Here is a 15,328-nt window from a genome sequence, read left to right on the forward strand (position 1 = left end):
AATTATGCAGATGAAGATATTCTGGGCGTTTTTCAAAGTGGGCATGCTGGGATACGGGGGCGGCCCGGCCTCGATTCCGCTGGTCCATAAAGAAGTGGTTGATACATATGAATGGATGACGGATGAGGAATTCCAGGATTCACTGGCAATCGCCAATGTACTGCCCGGTCCCATCATCACCAAGCTCGCCGGCTATATCGGCTTCGTGAAAAAAGGGTGGCTGGGCATGATGAACGCAATCTTTGCAGCAATCCTGCCGACGATCATTCTGATGATTGTCCTGCTCAAACTGTTTGCGGAGTTCAAGGATCTGGACTGGGTGCAGGGGATGAGCCACGGAGTCATACCGGTCGTCGGTGTCATGCTCATCATACTGACGTATGAATTTCTGGAGAAGGCGAAAGCGAAGACGACATGGAAATTCATCATACTCTTCACGATCCTGTCATTCCTGCTGCTCGCCGTACTCGATATCCACCCTGCGCTTGTCATCCTGTTGATCATCGCATTCAGTCTGTTCAGGAAGGAAGGGAGAATATGATATACCTGCAGATATTCATTGCATTTTTCATCCCCGGCGTACTCGGTTACGGCGGCGGCCCCTCATCCATTCCGCTTGTTGAAGAAGAGGTGGTGCAGAACTACGGATGGATGACTTCACAGGAATTCGCGGAGGTGCTGGCACTCGGCAATGCACTACCCGGCCCGATTGCGACAAAGATGGCCGGCTATATCGGTTTTGAAGTCGGAGGCATCTTCGGCTCGGTGGTGGCAGTGGGTGCGACAGTGCTGCCATCACTTATGCTGATGGTGTTTCTGGCGAGCGTGCTGTACAAGATGAAAGGGACGAAGAAGTTCGACACACTGACGACGCTGATCAGACCGGTCATCGCCATACTGCTCGGTGTGATTGCTTTCGATTTCTTCGCCAGTTCGTTCGTTGAATCAGGGACAGTCCACACTGTCATTCTGATGGCTGCGAGCTTTGTCATGCTGAAGAAATTCAGGATACATCCTGCATTGGTGATTATTTTCGGTCTCGTGTACGGAGCAATATTGCTGTAAGAAGATATACTGAGTATTAAAGGAGAATGAACGTGCCTGAATTGAACAGACTATTGAAAAATGTGAGCGTGCCGGGAACGAGACAGATGGCGAACCGCGTGGCCGGCAAACCTGAAAGTATCGATCTGACACTTGGCCAGCCTGACTTCCCTGTGCCACAGGCAGTCAGAAATCGTGTGATGCAGGCAGTGGACAACGAGCCCATGAAATACTCGCATAACCGCGGGACACTGGAACTGCGCAAAGCAATCACAGATTTCTACAAAGATAAATATTCAGCGGAATATGAGCCGTCTAATGAAGTCATTGTGACTAACGGCGGAAGCGAGGCGCTCGATACGATTTTCCGGACAATCATCAATCCCGGAGATGAAGTCATCATGCCGGCCCCGATCTATACAGGCTACGAACCCATCGTCACGATGCTCGGTGGCACTGCGGTGCTGGTCGATACGACGGAGACGGGTTTTATCCCCACCGTCCAAAAGCTCGAAGCCGCTATGACACAACGGACTAAGGCGGTGCTGCTCAACTATCCGAACAACCCTACAGGTGCAGTATATCCGGAAGGAACGGTCGCTTCACTTGTGGAGTTGTTCAAAAGACACGACATTTTCGTCGTTGTGGATGAAATGTATGCAGAAAATACTCTGGACGGGGAACATCATTCGTTCACTTCCTACCCTGAGATCAAGGACAGACTGCTCGCTGTGAACGGGCTGAGCAAGTCTCATGCGATGACGGGATGGCGGATCGGCTGGCTGCTGGCCAGTGCCGAAATGATCGAGAAATTGACGCTCGTCCATTTGTACAACACACTGTGCGCCAGTATGCCGAGCCAGATAGCGGCGCTTGAGGCTTTGACGGGCGCTGCGGACGTACCGGCGGAAATGAATGCTGCATACAAAGAGAGAAGGGATTACATTTACAGACGCCTTGTGGATATGGGCCTTGAAACGGTACTGCCTGAAGGGGCGTTCTATATATTCCCGTCGATCAAAGAGTACAATGAAAGCTCATTCGATTTCGCGGTGGAACTGCTTGAAGAAGCAGGAGTCGCCGTAGTGCCCGGTGCCGCATTTTCAGAATACGGAGAGGGGCATATAAGAATTTCATTTGCGACAGGCATGGAGAATCTTGAAGAAGCCGCCGATCGCATGGAGAAATTTTTGAATGGTAAAAAGAGGTAAGAGACGGCTACAAACGAAGAGATGAAAAACACCTATGAATGATCTGTTCAGCATGCCGGCATCGCTGATGGAGGGTATTCCGCACGAAGAAACCCACAGAGCCGGTGATACGATCACAAGGATGCTAAAAGGAAGTTCAGTGAAGAAATTTCACGTCCGATCATTCAGGCTGGATTAAAATATGAAGGAGGATTCAAAAATGACGATTTCACAGCAGGATACTTATGAATTGAATAACGGCGTGAAAATGCCGGTAATCGGATTCGGCGTATATAAAATTCCGGAAGAGCAGATGGAGGCAACGATTGGAACAGCACTTGAGGCAGGATACCGCCATTTCGACACCGCCGCTTTCTATGAGAATGAAAGAGCACTGGGGGACGCCCTGAAGAAAACGGATGTTTCACGTGAAGAACTCTTCATCACGACAAAGGTGTGGAATGATGACCTGGGATACGAAGAAACACTGAAGGCTTTTGAAACAAGCCTTGAAAGACTGCAGATGGACTACCTCGACCTCTATCTCATCCACTGGCCGATTGAAGGGAAGTATACAGAATCATGGAAGGCCCTCGAAAAGCTCTACAAAGAAGGACGTGTGAGAGCCATCGGTGTGAGCAACTTCCACAGTCAGCATCTTGAGGAAGTACTCAGCTTCGCGACGGTAAAACCCATGGTCGACCAGCTGGAATATCATCCTCAGCTCGCCCAAAAGGAAATGCGGGCATTCTGTGATGAACATGAAATTCAACTCGAAGCATGGGCGCCGCTCAAACGCGGGGCGTTCTTCGACGATCCCGTTATCCGGGAACTCGCCGAAAAGTACGGCAAAACGCCTGCACAGATCGTGCTGAGATGGGACGTCCAGACAGGCGTATCCACCATACCGAAGTCAGTGACGCCTGAACGCATACAGCAGAACATCAATATTTTCGACTTCGAACTGACAAAAGAAGACATGGAGCGCCTGGACACCCTGGACACGCATGAAAGGCTGGGGAAAGATCCGGACAATTTCAGTTTTGATGACTGAAGCGCGCGTCCGTAGAAAAGTGGCCGGGACGAATATCCCGGCCACTTTTTTGGAATTCATCCAAATATTCTTCTGATCAGTTCTGCAAGGTGTTCTTCAGTATTCTCCATGACTTCATTGACGTCTTTGCTGTCATCAGCAAGGGACCAGGTCTGTGCGAAATGTGCCGACAGGTCTTCGGTGATCTGGCCGGATATAAGGTAGACCGGCACACCGTGCCTGGCTGCGATTTCGGCCACGATCGAAGGGGCTTTGCCATCCATCGTCTGGATGTCGCTCCTGCCTTCCCCTGTAATAATCAGATCAGCATTTTTGACAGCGTCTTCAAGACTGATCATTTCTGCAATCAGTGTGCCGCCTTTTTTCATGGTTGCACCCATGTTCATAAGCATCCAGCCGAGCCCGCCGGCTGCACCGGCGCCCGGTGTACTGCTGTGGTCTTCTGTGAATATATCCATTGCTTTATGGTGCAGATGGCCGAGCAGGTCTTCAAACTGGCTGAGCTGTTCAGGTTTCACACCTTTTTGCGGTCCGAATACGGCAATTGCACCGCAGTCACCGAGCAATGGATTGGTGACATCAGAGGCGATTGTCATCTCCACACCGTCCAGCACGCGCAGGCTGTCGGTGAGCAGTTCATCGATTTTTCCTATATCTTCATTCATCACAGATACAGGTTTCCCCGATGCATCCTTTGCCCTGCCGCCGAGGGCCATGAACATGCCGAAACCGCCGTCGTTGGTGGCGGAACCGCCGAGTCCGAGTATGATGCGGCGGGCGCCCCGGTCGCGGGCATGGAGTATGAGTTCGCCGACACCGAACGAGGTGCGGCGTCCGGGCTCCGAGCGTGTCAAAAGATGCAGACCGCACGCCTCTGCAGTTTCAAGGATTGCCATATCTGCCTTCATATAATAGACTGCCGGCACCGTACCGCCTTCAGGGCCGGTGACATTCAGGTCTATCTTTTCATATCCTTCATCGACAAAAGAATTCAGCAGACCGTCCCCGCCGTCACTCATCGGTTTGGTGACGGCGAGGTGGCCAATTTCTTTAAGTGTGCGTGCCATGATGTCCGCAGCTTCTTTCTGGTCAAGCGTCCCTTTATATGAATCCGGGGCCAGGACAATCTTCATGGTTTCAACTCCCTGCCAAGATCGATCGAGTAGTGTTCCAAAAGGTAATGGGGGACAAAAAAGCGTGCGGTTTTCAACGGATCGACGACCTGGTTGATCTGTGTTTCACCAATCAGACTCATCAGCATGGCGATCTCCGGCAGTGACAGACCGGTGTGTGGCCTGAGCAGCTTGATCATCTGTCTGACTGATTCATCGACCGCTTCGTCCAGACTTTCATGCGAAACCATCATGTTTATCCCTTCTATATCAATCAGGACAGGATGATTTGTACTGATGCCTGATGCTTTCTCCAGCCTGACTGTCACTCTGGCAGCCGTCTCCAGTCCGCTGATGCCGACTTCGCCGTCGCCCATCTTTGCGTGAACATCACCGAGCCCGAACAGCGCGCCCTCATGGAAAACCGGGAGATAAAGCACAGCGCCCTCATTTATTTTCCGGCAGTCCATATTGCCGCCGTGGGCGCCCGGTGTACTGTTTGGCACGTGACCTGTCGCGGGGGCGTTGCCGATCACACCGATCATGGGGCTGAGGGGCACTGTCATGCCGTTGAATTCCGTCGTATTATTCTCTGTGTCGAGGTCGAAAAATTTTACGTGGCGCTCCTCGATGTAATCCTTCATGACACCGCCCTGCGGTCCGACGGTTGCCAGGCCTCTGCCGTCCAGTTCGATTCTTTCGATGGTGGCCTTGAGAACATCACCGGCAGAGAGGCCTCTTACGAAAACAGGGCCTGTGGCCGGGTTCTGGCGCTCCCAGTCTACAGTGTCGAAATCCATATCGTTTGAGGTGATCTGATTTTCAAAACAGTCCACTGTATGGATATGGACAGTGTCGCCGGCATCGATTTCGAGTGCCGGTGCAATAGTTGCAGACATTTCATGGTAGAGACGGGAACTGTTCAATTGATGCTGCACGTAAACACCCCTTTAAATCTTTCTGAAACCTCTGTCGTACTGCTCGGGGATGAATGATCTGTCCGTCGGATTCTGTTTGCGGTTTGCATTCATCGCCCAGTAGGGGTCACGGAGCAGTCCGCGGCCGATTGCCGTAAGGTCAGCATCTCCGGAAGCGACGACATGTTCGGCGACATTGACATCTTCAAGCAGTCCGACGGCAATGACAGGGATGCCTGTCTCCTCTTTTATCCTTCTTGCATAAGGCACCATGTAGCCCGGGTAGGGACCCTGGAAGCGGTCTTTGGACGGTGCGCCTTCCCCGCCGGCGGAAACATCGATCATGTCCACGCCCGCCTCCTTATAGCGTTTGGCAAGTTCAATGCCGTGCTCGAGATCGTATCCGCCTTCAGCGTATTCCACAGCGGAAATCCTGATGACAAGGGGCATGTCCTCCGGCATGACGGATTTGACCGCTTCGATTACCCTGACGCCGAACAGAGCGTAGTCCTGTCCGTATTCATCATCCCTTTTATTGGTAAGGGGGGACTGGAACTGGTGGATCAGATAGCCGTGGGCCCCGTGAATTTCAATCGTGTCAAACCCTGCTTCGACTGCACGCACCGCACCCCATTTATAGGCATCGACCATCTCATCGACCTCTTCAGTCGTCAATTCATGGGGTGTTTTGAATTTGTCGCTGAAGGCAATCGCAGAACTGGAGACGGGTTCCGGAGCATCCTGGGCCTTACGTCCGGCATGGCCGAGCTGGATGCCTATTTTCGCACCCTGCCTGTGGCAGGCGTCGACCACCCGTTTGTAGTGGGGGACGTGGCCGTCCGACCATATGCCGAGACAGTGATCGGTAATCCTGCCGCGCTCTTCGACATTTGTCATTTCCATCATGATCAGGCCGGTGCCACCGACCGCACGGGAGGTATAGTGGGTGAAGTGCCATTCATTCGGAATGCCGTCCTCCGCGCTGTACTGGCACATCGGGGCCATGACCACACGGTTGCGGAGCTCCAGGTTCTTGATTTTGTAGGGCTCAAATAATGTTGACATCAGAGATTCCTCCTTTAATGTTAATTTTATTGTTACGGAAACTGGATTAAACATCAAAGATAAAGGCTCGATTCCAATAAAAAATCCCTTCAGATTGAAGGGACAAAGATTTATTTTCCGTTTTTCTTGAACTTGATGATTCTTTTCTCGATTGCATCCCTGACGCTCTCGAATACGTCATGAACCTCTTCATCCGTGCCGGACGCTTTTGCCGGGTCTTCGAATCCCCAGTGCATGCGCGTGACATGCGGAGGGGTCATCGGACAATTATCATCCGCATCTCCACAAAGTGTGATGACGTAATCCGATCTGTCGAGCAGTGTTTTATCAATGACACTCGACTCCTGCCCGCTAATATCGATGCCGGCTTCTCTCATGATGGAAACTGCTTTCTTGTTCATGCCATGAGCTTCAATGCCGGCTGAATATATTTCGTATTCATCTCCGAGATATTTACGGCCGAAGCCTTCTGCAATCTGGCTTCTGCAGGAGTTTCCGGTACATAGAAAATAAACGATTGGTTTTGACATATTCAGTCTCCTTTAATTAAGAAATTATCAACAGCCATGCAAACAGGCCGAGTAGAGTGATGAAAAGAACAGGGAGTGTAAGCAACAAACCTATTTTGAAATAATAGCCCCATGAAATACGGACACCTTTTTTCTTGAGGACATGCAGCCAGAGCAGTGTAGCGAGTGAACCGATCGGTGTAATTTTCGGTCCGAGATCCGAACCGATCACATTGGCGTAGATAAGTCCTTCTTTGACGAGTCCCGTTGCCCCCGATTCCGCAATGGCCAGTGCATCAATCATGACAGTGGGCATGTTATTCATTACAGAAGACAGTATCGCAGCGGTAAAACCCATCACCATCGTGCCGGCAAGCAGCCCCTGATCGGCAGCGATTCCGATGAACTTTCCTAGAAGAGTCGTCAGGCCGGCGTTTTGAAGACCATACACTACAACGTACATACCGAGGGAAAAGAACACAATGTCCCATGGAGCCCCTTTGATTACTTGCCGGACCGGAACCGCATCGCTTTTCCTGGCCATGACGACAAAGGATAAAGCAATGATTCCGGCGATGACCGACACAGGAATCTCAAGCGGCTCGCTCATAAAATAGCCGATGAGCAGAAGAGCGAGTACCAGCCATGACCAGTTGAAAAGCCTGCGGTCGCGGATCGCTTCAACAGGCTCTTTAAGTTCATTGACATTATAGTCAGATGGAAGGTCTTTTCTGAAAAAGATGTATAGTACAATGATGCTTGCCATAATGGAGAACAAGTTGGGGACAACCATCCTTGATGCATACTCCATAAACCCGATGCCGAAGAAATCCGCGGAGACGATATTTACAAGATTGCTGACAACAAAGGGCAGTGATGCGGTATCCGCGATGAAGCCGCTCGCCATAATGAATGGCATGACCATCTTTTCCGTAAAATTGAGGTTCCGGACCATCGCAAGTACTATCGGTGTCAAAATCAGCGCAGCCCCGTCATTTGCAAATAATGCAGCAACAACTGCGCCGAGGAGGATGATATAGACAAACATCTTCAGACCGCTGCCGTTGGCGATCCGTGCCATGTGAAGAGCCGACCATTCGAAAAATCCGATTTCATCCAGTACGAGCGAAATCAGGATCACAGCAACGAATGTAAGAGTTGCATTCCATACAATTCCCCAGACAGTGGCGACATCATCGAAACTGACAACCCCGAAAATCAGGGCGATGAGTGCACCAGCACAGGAGGACCATCCGATGCCGAGCCCTTTCGGCTGTCTGATGACGAGGAACAAAGTGACGAGAAATATGATTATGGCTATTACAGCAGTGAAATTATCCATCAGCAGCATGACGCCCCTTCACATTTTGAAAACAGCCGATCGACATGTTCATCAATTCCAGGTATGGCTCCAATGAGATAAGGCACCATGTCATAAAACCGGCTTTCTTCATCGAGTGAAAGATAGGTCCAGTATCCATCTCTTCTGGCTTTTACAAGTCCAATATTCCGCAGCTTTTTCAAATGCTGGCTTACTGCCGGCTGGCTCATTCCGAAGCATTCGGTAAAATCACATACACAACATTCTTTCCTGTTCATCATGGCGACCATGGAAAGCCTGGATGTGTCACCGAGGGTTTTAAACAGTTCCGCGGTTTCTGAAATATTGCTCTTTATTTTCTCCAATTTTCATGCTCCATTCTATACAGACCATATTCGTGCAACAAAAATATTATATAAGCGAATGGTTATATGGTCAATGAGCTAAAGTCAATTGTATTTTTTGGCATGAATTATCTTAAATGGAAACGCAGTGGAGCGTTCGCCTGATCAGCGGTTTGCTTCGTTTCAGATGAACGCATATTGAAGATGATCAAAATAAAGGTTTACATCCTGAGTGAAGAGGTTAGAAGTGTATCATGTTGTGTGAATATTTATTAAATGGAGGAATCATCAATGAGTTCGAATATTTATGGTAATACTCCCCCGATGCTCGGCGGAAAAAATCTGACCAGTGCGCATGTATATGATACTGATGTACTGGTATACGGTGTATCGTGGGAAGGTGCATGTACATGGGGAGATTACACGGGCAGTGAGATGGGGCCGAAACAGATCAGGCTGTCATCTGCAAGATACAGCACATATCTTCCGGAGCTTGACCACATCAATGTGGAAGATCATATGTCCATCGGTGATGTGGGGGATGTGAGCGTCATACCTCACGATGTCCCGGGGACAATGGAGCGCATTGAAGAATTTACTGAGGAATTGTGGAATTCAGGGAAGTTCCTTGTCGGACTCGGCGGAGATCACGGCATCACCTATCCTGTTGTCAAAGCACTGACAAACTCTGGTAAAAAAGTGGGCATCATCCACCTGGACTCCCACTATGACAATATGCCGCACCATGAAGGTGATAAATTTGCACGCAGTACGCCGTTCATGCGTCTGTATGAAACCGAAGGTGTGAGGAATGAAAGCCTCATCCATACAGGAATCAAAGGGCCGAGGAATAAGCCGGAGACAGGAAAGTATGCCGAGGAGAATGGCGCCGTCACACTGACGATCAATGATATCAGGGAAGCAGAAGACTTAAGGGCCTACGCCAATGAGATATATGACATGGCTGCAAAAGATGTGGATGTGGTCTATCTCACCATCTGCAGTGACGTCCTCGATTTTGCTTTCAATCCGGGTGGACCAGTGGATGGCAACGGCCTTACTTCATATGAGCTTTTGACGATGATCTATGAGTTTGCAAAACGCGGGCTCTGCGGCATGGATTTCGTTGAAGTCTATCCTCAGCAGGATGCCAATCAGAATTCGGCGCACTTCGTGTCCACTGCAGTGCTTTATGTACTTGCGGGGCATGTCCACGGCGGCCACAATAAATAAGTGCAGGAAGGGGAGACCCTTCCTTTTTAAAACTAGGGGTGAGGAAGAAATGCTTGCACAAATAAAAGAGAAATTGAAGGTATTCGGCCCTGGTGCCATCATTACAGCATCATTCATCGGCCCGGGGACAGTGACGACAGCGACCCGCGCAGGAGCTGGATTCGGTTTTGCGCTGCTCTGGGCCATAATCTTTTCAATCGTGGCAACAATTGTACTGCAGGAGATGGTCGCCAGAATCGGAATCATCACGAAGCAGGGACTGGGTGAGAACATCCGCGACCTTTTTGATAATGTCATTTTAAGGTTTGCTGCGGTCTGGATCGTGATGATTGCAGTCTGTGTAGGCTGTGCCGCCTATATCAGCGGAGACCTGCTCGGTACATCACTCGGCGTAGCATACTTATTCGGCATACCGGAAAATTATGTGGCACCGGTCCTCGGTGTCATCATCCTGCTGCTTGGTTTAAGCGGAAGCTATAAGATCATCGAGAAGCTCATGCTTTTCCTGATAGCAGTGATGTGTGTCACTTTCATCACGACAATGATCGTATCCGGGCCTGAAATCGCAGAAGTGCTGAAGGGGGCATTCATCCCCGGTACCCCGAACGGTTCGATTTTGATGATTATCGCTCTGATCGGCACGACTGTAGTACCTTATAATTTCTTCATACATGCAACGACCGTAAGTGAGAAGTGGGACAGTGCCGAGGGATTGAAGGAGTCCCGCTGGGATACGATCGTAACCATTACTGTCGGAGGCATCATTACCGCTGCAATCCTCATCACTGCCGGTGCTCTCATCCATGGCAGGGAAGTGACCAGCATCGTTGAACTGGCAGCTCCGCTCGAACCGCTGATGGGGGAGTTTGCTCCACTGTTCATCAGCATCGGCTTGTTTGCAGCGGGCTTTTCCTCTGCTACGGCCTCTCCCATGGGTGCAGCTGTCACTGTGAGCAGTTTCATGAGATGGGAGGGCGGCTTTGACAATACGAAGTATAAAATTGTGTTTGCACTGGTCATCGGCCTCGGTATCGTCACATCTGCGCTTGGTCTGGAACCGCTCGAGGTACTTTTGTTTGCCCAGGCCTTGAACGGTCTGATACTGCCGATCATCGCAATCCTCATCATGATCGTGATCAACAAAAAGAACTTCATGGGCGAGCATATCAATCCGCTGTGGCTGAACATAGTCGGCTGGGCGGTTGCGGCTGTCGTCTCATTCCTCGGGATATACAGTCTTGTGGATGCCGTGACTGTATTTCTGTAGGCTGAATCGATTCAAACCCGGGCCGTTTTGATTTATAATTCATGTAAGAACTTTTAGAAAGGGTGTCAGCAGGTATGAAAGTACAGGCAAAATGGACGGGCGGCATGGCGTTCAATTCGACAGGCGACAGTTCCGGCTATGATGTGACGATGGATGCTTCAGGGGAAGTGGGGGGCAATGACAGCGGCCACCGCCCGATGGAGATGGTCCTTCACGGCGTGGCGGGATGCATGGGTATCGATCTGTGTGTCATCATGCGCCGTGAGATGGAAAGAATAGAGTCCATTGAAATAGACATTGATGGAGACAGAAGGGACACTGAGCCCAAAAGTTTTACCAAAGTGGACCTGACGGTGAGGATCAAAGGCGATGTGACAGCAAAAGTTGCGCAGCGTGCAGTGGATCTTTCAGCGGATAAATATTGTTCCGCCATCAACTCCCTGAATGCAGATGTGGTCACCCGCCTTGAACTGAACGGTGAACTGCAATAGGAAAAACCGGTGCATCCGAATTTTCGGGGGCACCGGTTTCTTTATGTTAATTTTCATAGAAATCTGTTTCCGACAGCTCTTTGAACTGTATGATGATTTCTGAAATGCGGTCTTCCTGTGTATAGTTCATCATCACGTAATAGCCATTGTCCGTGTCACTGTCATAGATCATGCGGAAATCGGAGGTTTCATCCCTTGTCGGCCATCCGAAATTCTCAACAGCATCGGATTTGTAGAAATCGTCCGGGAAGATGATGATGCCGTCAACTTTCAGTTCCCCTGTATCCTCCGAGTCTTCGGCAGAAGTTGGGAAATTGAATCCGATGTGGTCATAGTGGTAATAGGTGCCGTCGACAATACTGCCTTTGCCGGAAGGCTCACCCAGCGTATTCACCATGTAGTCATAGCTTGAGTGGACGGTCACTGTCCTGTATTCATAACTGCCGTTAAAGAAGTTTGAAATGAAGGCGGGGCCTGTGACATCTATCGGCCTGATCTCAGGCGGCGTCTGAGATTCTTCGGAGGAAGTTTCCTCCTGGGTTTCCTCTGGGGGTTCTTCGTCTGTCCTGTCATCCGCCGGATCGCCGGACATGCCGAAGCAGGCGGTGAAAGCAAATGGTATGAACGAAAGCATCAGAAAAAATTTCATGTTATCAGGCTCCTGCTCCTTTAAGTGTTCTCTGTGTTCTGGCGGGGGTGTCTGTCCGTCTCCTGCTCCGCTGTCCTGCCGAGATATTCCTCTGTTTCCCCGCGCAGACGGCGGGGCATGATTACGTAGATGAAATCATCTGCCTGGAGCGAGGCTCCCTGTCCCGGAGTAATGAGCTCATCGTTGCGGAGAACTCCTATGAGCTGTATATTGGCAGACAGATCCAGATCTTCCGGTGCCGTGCCGGAGTGTGCGGAACCTTCCGGCAGCCTTATTCCGTATATATCTTTCCTGGACTCTCCGAGAGTCAGTAATTCCATGGATTCCGGCATAGCGCCGCCGTCTTTCTCAAAACCCAGCCATCTGGCCGCAGGAGTGATGGTGCTCCCCTGCAGCAGGGCGGAAAACATGACGATGAAGAAGACGATGTTGAAAATCATGTAGCCGTTTTCGATGTCATCGACAAGCGGATAGGTAGCCAGTACTATGGGGACTGAACCGCGGAGTCCCGCCCATGACAGGAACAGCTTCTCCTTGAAGTTGAACCGGGATGCCAGAAGGGTCAGAAAAACCCCGGCTGGCCTTGCGATGAACATCAGTATCAATGCCATTAATATGCCTTCAAAGGCGTAATTCAGAGATTCCTCGGGAAAAGCGAGCAGTCCGAGCATCATGAACATGACAATCTGCATCGTCCACGCCAGTCCTTCGCTGAAGCGCAGTATGGAGTATTTGTATGTCAGGGAACGGTTGCCCATGAAGACCGCCATGACATAGACGGCGAGCAGGCCGCTTGCGCCTGCAAGTTCTGTGATGCCGAATGCAAACATTGCGAAACCGAGGGACAGTACAGGATATAGTCCCGAAGACTCGAGGCTCACTTTATTGATGGCGTATATGCCGGCCATACCAATCAGGAGTCCCGCAGCAAGCCCCGCTCCCATCTGCCAGAAGAATGTGAGAATCAGGATCAGGACGTTGGTTTCCCCGGGCATCTGGATGACGGAAATGATGGTCACTGTCAGAAAGACGGCCATGGGATCGTTAGTTCCGGATTCTGTTTCCAGTGTAGAGGCCAATTTGTCTTTTATGCTTTTACTGCCAAAAGCCGCAAATACTGCTGCTGCATCTGTCGACCCCACAATCGCGCCGAGCAGGAAGGCGGTCATCAACTCCATATCAAGTATAAAGTAGGCGAAAATACCCAGGGTGAAGCTGGTAAGCAGTACTCCGACGGTGGCAAGCAGGAGCGCCGGGGCGGCCACCTTTGTAATGTTTGATATTTTCGTCTGCAGGCCGCCCTCAAAAAGTATGATGGTCAAAGCGATCATACCAATGGTCTGGGTGAGCTGTACATTATCATAGTAGATTATCTGGTTCAGCAGCATGCCGATGATGATGAAAAGGACCAGTGAAGGTACGCCGATACCCGACGCAAACCGTGTCATGACGACGCCGGCAATAAGGAGCACAGCAATCAGCAATATAGGGTGATCCAACATGAATGACATCTAAAACCCCCTCGGTCTCTTTAAGTATGATTATAGGGGACAGTTTCACAAAATACTAGCGGAGGTGACCCGCATGCTTACAATCGAAAAACTTGAAATGGATTATGGAAAATTTCAGATGACGGCGGAAAATATGGATTTTGGGCAGGGGCTGCATGTCATACTTGGTCCGAACGGCAGCGGCAAAAGCTCATTGATGAGGGGGATTATCGGTTACGGCGGCGCATCGATGACGAAACGGGCTGTATATTATGAAGGGGAACGGGTTCTGAAGACGCATCGGTTTTTGAGCTACCTCCCTCAAAACAACCCCCGGTTCCGCCTCAGTGTGAGAGAATATACCGGTCTGACTGCAGATGCAGGGAATCGTGCGCTTCAGGACAGCCTGCTTGAGATGTTTAATCTGAAACCTCTCTCAGAAAATACGGTGGAAGAGCTGTCGGGCGGTGAATTCAAAAGGGTGCAGTGCGCACAGATTGCGATGGAACAGAAAGCGGTCCTCCTGCTGGATGAAGTGGAGCAGGGACTGGATCTCAAATACCAGCACCGGATATTGAAATGGATGAAAGGCGAAGCGGCTAAAAAAACAGTCATCGCAAACATGCATGATGTGCCGCTTGCAATGACTTATGCCGATACTATAACGATGATGAGGGACGGTAAGGTCTTAGTACAGGGGATCGGGCCTGAAGATGTCACGTCGGCGATGCTTTCGGACTGCTACTCTATCCCACTGACGGTCGAAAGGCGGGAGGGGAGACCATGGGTGTTCCACGCCCTATAGTACCGCCCCCAGCGCACCGGAATACTCACCGTTTTCAATGATGTGTGGGGTTGCGCCCTTGAGACCCGCATACCTTTCTATGATTTCTATCATCACATCGTTGCCGAGCAGGGTGGAGCCGATGAAGACGATGTCTTTTGTGCCAAAACCGTCCGCCAGGCTGAGGCCCACCGCTGTGACCGTTTCAGCAATCAGACCGATGACCGCCTGTAATTTATCGGCATCATTCAGATTCCGGACGTCTCCCGAGAGGACGCGGCCGAAGTTGCTTGCAGTGAGATCACCCGGGATAGGGGTCGGATGTCCGGCATAGATATGGTGGACCTGGAGGTCCACCATATCCCTGCTGCCCTGTCCGGCGAGTCTGATGATGTCTTCATAGGAATCCACGCCTGTCAGGAGGTTGGACAGCCCCATGAGTGTGCCGCCGCCGACGCCGGACCCCCCGACCCTCTTCTGTCCGTTTTCATCCGCCTGGTGGAAACTCGTTCCAGTCCCTACATTAAGGTAGACAAAGCGCCCGATTGACAGCCCCTGTTCTTCCATGAGTCTCGAGAGCCCGCGGTATGTCGCATCGAATTCGACGGACATGCGGGTTGTGCAATTCAAGTTTTCGGCCATATATTCGGCCTTGCCGCCGGTCAAATATATTTCATCCTCTGAGTGACAGGTACCCAGATCTTCAATCAGTAAATCTATTTCTGAGGACGGTCTTTTCTCAAACCGTCTTTTTCCGTCTTCAATATAGACGATTTTTAACAGCGTCCCGCCTGCATCGATTCCGATTTTCATAGTCAGCCTCCAGCAAAAAAAGAATGTCATTGGCTTTTATTATAC

General features: G+C 50.5%; 18 protein-coding genes. 9 read left to right on the plus strand and 9 right to left on the minus strand.

Annotation, left to right across the window (positions count from 1 at the left end; all coding sequences use genetic code 11):
• Window positions 1-4 precede the first annotated feature (4 nt).
• Genes WN59_RS05780 through WN59_RS05795 form a run of 5 tightly spaced genes read left to right on the plus strand, consistent with a single transcriptional unit; the run spans window position 5 to window position 3,288 of the window.
• Window positions 5-541 carry a chromate transporter gene (locus tag WN59_RS05780; RefSeq protein ID WP_046514046.1) on the plus strand — a complete coding sequence of 179 codons (537 nt, stop codon included), beginning with the start codon at window positions 5-7 and terminating at the stop codon, window positions 539-541.
• Window positions 538-1,065, plus strand: coding sequence for a chromate transporter (locus tag WN59_RS05785; protein ID WP_046514049.1), 528 nt, complete (start codon window positions 538-540; stop codon window positions 1,063-1,065). The genes WN59_RS05780 and WN59_RS05785 overlap by 4 nt, the downstream gene beginning before the upstream one ends.
• A gap of 32 nt (window positions 1,066-1,097) precedes the next feature.
• A complete protein-coding gene (locus WN59_RS05790; protein ID WP_082099181.1) occupies window positions 1,098-2,255 on the plus strand; it encodes an aminotransferase class I/II-fold pyridoxal phosphate-dependent enzyme in 1,158 nt (385 codons plus the stop codon).
• Between the two features lie 34 nt (window positions 2,256-2,289).
• Window positions 2,290-2,433: a hypothetical protein gene (locus tag WN59_RS13605; protein WP_156172397.1), complete on the plus strand. Its 144-nt coding sequence runs from the start codon at window positions 2,290-2,292 to the stop codon at window positions 2,431-2,433.
• Between the two features lie 21 nt (window positions 2,434-2,454).
• Window positions 2,455-3,288: an aldo/keto reductase gene (locus WN59_RS05795; RefSeq protein ID WP_046514055.1), complete on the plus strand. Its 834-nt coding sequence runs from the start codon at window positions 2,455-2,457 to the stop codon at window positions 3,286-3,288.
• 56 nt (window positions 3,289-3,344) lie between these two features.
• On the opposite strand, the gene WN59_RS05800 is transcribed toward WN59_RS05795, so the two are convergent.
• The 6 genes from WN59_RS05800 to WN59_RS05825 form a co-directional block, all read right to left on the minus strand.
• A complete protein-coding gene (locus tag WN59_RS05800) occupies window positions 3,345-4,421 on the minus strand; it encodes a glycerate kinase (RefSeq protein ID WP_046514060.1) in 1,077 nt (358 codons plus the stop codon).
• The gene (locus tag WN59_RS05805; RefSeq protein WP_052747296.1) at window positions 4,418-5,338 is read right to left on the minus strand and encodes an acetamidase/formamidase family protein; all 921 of its coding nucleotides are present in this window, start codon (window positions 5,336-5,338) and stop codon (window positions 4,418-4,420) included. Before WN59_RS05805 ends, WN59_RS05800 begins: the two co-directional genes overlap by 4 nt.
• A gap of 12 nt (window positions 5,339-5,350) precedes the next feature.
• Complete coding sequence (locus WN59_RS05810; protein WP_046514063.1) at window positions 5,351-6,382, minus strand: NADH:flavin oxidoreductase/NADH oxidase; 1,032 nt, start codon at window positions 6,380-6,382, stop codon at window positions 5,351-5,353.
• Window positions 6,383-6,492: 110 nt separating this feature from the next.
• The gene (gene arsC / locus WN59_RS05815) at window positions 6,493-6,912 is read right to left on the minus strand and encodes an arsenate reductase (thioredoxin) (RefSeq protein WP_046514066.1); all 420 of its coding nucleotides are present in this window, start codon (window positions 6,910-6,912) and stop codon (window positions 6,493-6,495) included.
• A 16-nt stretch (window positions 6,913-6,928) separates the two neighbouring features.
• Window positions 6,929-8,242, minus strand: coding sequence for an arsenic transporter (locus tag WN59_RS05820; protein ID WP_082099183.1), 1,314 nt, complete (start codon window positions 8,240-8,242; stop codon window positions 6,929-6,931).
• Window positions 8,233-8,577, minus strand: a complete 345-nt coding sequence (locus WN59_RS05825) for an ArsR/SmtB family transcription factor (RefSeq protein ID WP_046514069.1) — start codon at window positions 8,575-8,577, stop codon at window positions 8,233-8,235. The genes WN59_RS05820 and WN59_RS05825 overlap by 10 nt, the downstream gene beginning before the upstream one ends.
• 270 nt (window positions 8,578-8,847) lie before the next feature.
• Here WN59_RS05825 and WN59_RS05830 point away from each other — a divergent pair, with 270 nt between their 5' ends.
• The 3 genes from WN59_RS05830 to WN59_RS05840 all read left to right on the plus strand — a co-directional run bounded on the left by WN59_RS05830 (window position 8,848) and on the right by WN59_RS05840 (window position 11,547).
• On the plus strand, window positions 8,848-9,789 hold the full coding sequence (locus tag WN59_RS05830; RefSeq protein WP_046514073.1) for an agmatinase family protein: 942 nt from the start codon (window positions 8,848-8,850) through the stop codon (window positions 9,787-9,789).
• Between the two features lie 49 nt (window positions 9,790-9,838).
• The gene (locus tag WN59_RS05835) at window positions 9,839-11,056 is read left to right on the plus strand and encodes an Nramp family divalent metal transporter (RefSeq protein WP_046514077.1); all 1,218 of its coding nucleotides are present in this window, start codon (window positions 9,839-9,841) and stop codon (window positions 11,054-11,056) included.
• Window positions 11,057-11,130: 74 nt separating this feature from the next.
• Window positions 11,131-11,547, plus strand: a complete 417-nt coding sequence (locus WN59_RS05840) for an OsmC family protein (RefSeq protein WP_046514081.1) — start codon at window positions 11,131-11,133, stop codon at window positions 11,545-11,547.
• A 46-nt stretch (window positions 11,548-11,593) separates the two neighbouring features.
• On the opposite strand, the gene WN59_RS05845 is transcribed toward WN59_RS05840, so the two are convergent.
• Window positions 11,594-12,196, minus strand: coding sequence for a hypothetical protein (locus WN59_RS05845; RefSeq protein ID WP_046514084.1), 603 nt, complete (start codon window positions 12,194-12,196; stop codon window positions 11,594-11,596).
• 20 nt (window positions 12,197-12,216) lie between these two features.
• Window positions 12,217-13,707 carry a potassium/proton antiporter gene (locus WN59_RS05850; RefSeq protein ID WP_052747298.1) on the minus strand — a complete coding sequence of 497 codons (1,491 nt, stop codon included), beginning with the start codon at window positions 13,705-13,707 and terminating at the stop codon, window positions 12,217-12,219.
• Between the two features lie 73 nt (window positions 13,708-13,780).
• Here WN59_RS05850 and WN59_RS05855 point away from each other — a divergent pair, with 73 nt between their 5' ends.
• Window positions 13,781-14,491: an ABC transporter ATP-binding protein gene (locus WN59_RS05855; RefSeq protein ID WP_046514087.1), complete on the plus strand. Its 711-nt coding sequence runs from the start codon at window positions 13,781-13,783 to the stop codon at window positions 14,489-14,491.
• Here WN59_RS05855 and coaW read toward each other — a convergent pair.
• On the minus strand, window positions 14,486-15,283 hold the full coding sequence (gene coaW / locus WN59_RS05860) for a type II pantothenate kinase (RefSeq protein WP_046514092.1): 798 nt from the start codon (window positions 15,281-15,283) through the stop codon (window positions 14,486-14,488). The genes WN59_RS05855 and coaW overlap by 6 nt on opposite strands.
• Between the last annotated feature and the right edge of the window lie 45 nt (window positions 15,284-15,328).

Origin of the sequence: Salinicoccus sediminis (assembly GCF_000986795.1) — a bacterium.
Taxonomy (GTDB): Bacteria; Bacillota; Bacilli; order Staphylococcales; family Salinicoccaceae; genus Salinicoccus; species Salinicoccus sediminis.

Coding starts and splice junctions, on each gene's coding strand:
- WN59_RS13605 (WP_156172397.1), top strand. CDS start 2,290: ATGAATGATCTGTTCAGCATGCCGGCATCGCTGATGGAGGGTATTCCG.
- WN59_RS05835 (WP_046514077.1), top strand. CDS start 9,839: ATGCTTGCACAAATAAAAGAGAAATTGAAGGTATTCGGCCCTGGTGCC.
- WN59_RS05855 (WP_046514087.1), top strand. CDS start 13,781: ATGCTTACAATCGAAAAACTTGAAATGGATTATGGAAAATTTCAGATG.
- WN59_RS05845 (WP_046514084.1), bottom strand. CDS start 12,196: ATGAAATTTTTTCTGATGCTTTCGTTCATACCATTTGCTTTCACCGCC.
- WN59_RS05795 (WP_046514055.1), top strand. CDS start 2,455: ATGACGATTTCACAGCAGGATACTTATGAATTGAATAACGGCGTGAAA.
- WN59_RS05810 (WP_046514063.1), bottom strand. CDS start 6,382: ATGTCAACATTATTTGAGCCCTACAAAATCAAGAACCTGGAGCTCCGC.
- coaW (WP_046514092.1), bottom strand. CDS start 15,283: ATGAAAATCGGAATCGATGCAGGCGGGACGCTGTTAAAAATCGTCTAT.
- WN59_RS05850 (WP_052747298.1), bottom strand. CDS start 13,707: ATGTCATTCATGTTGGATCACCCTATATTGCTGATTGCTGTGCTCCTT.
- arsC (WP_046514066.1), bottom strand. CDS start 6,912: ATGTCAAAACCAATCGTTTATTTTCTATGTACCGGAAACTCCTGCAGA.
- WN59_RS05840 (WP_046514081.1), top strand. CDS start 11,131: ATGAAAGTACAGGCAAAATGGACGGGCGGCATGGCGTTCAATTCGACA.
- WN59_RS05800 (WP_046514060.1), bottom strand. CDS start 4,421: ATGAAGATTGTCCTGGCCCCGGATTCATATAAAGGGACGCTTGACCAG.
- WN59_RS05780 (WP_046514046.1), top strand. CDS start 5: ATGCAGATGAAGATATTCTGGGCGTTTTTCAAAGTGGGCATGCTGGGA.
- WN59_RS05830 (WP_046514073.1), top strand. CDS start 8,848: ATGAGTTCGAATATTTATGGTAATACTCCCCCGATGCTCGGCGGAAAA.
- WN59_RS05785 (WP_046514049.1), top strand. CDS start 538: ATGATATACCTGCAGATATTCATTGCATTTTTCATCCCCGGCGTACTC.
- WN59_RS05820 (WP_082099183.1), bottom strand. CDS start 8,242: ATGCTGCTGATGGATAATTTCACTGCTGTAATAGCCATAATCATATTT.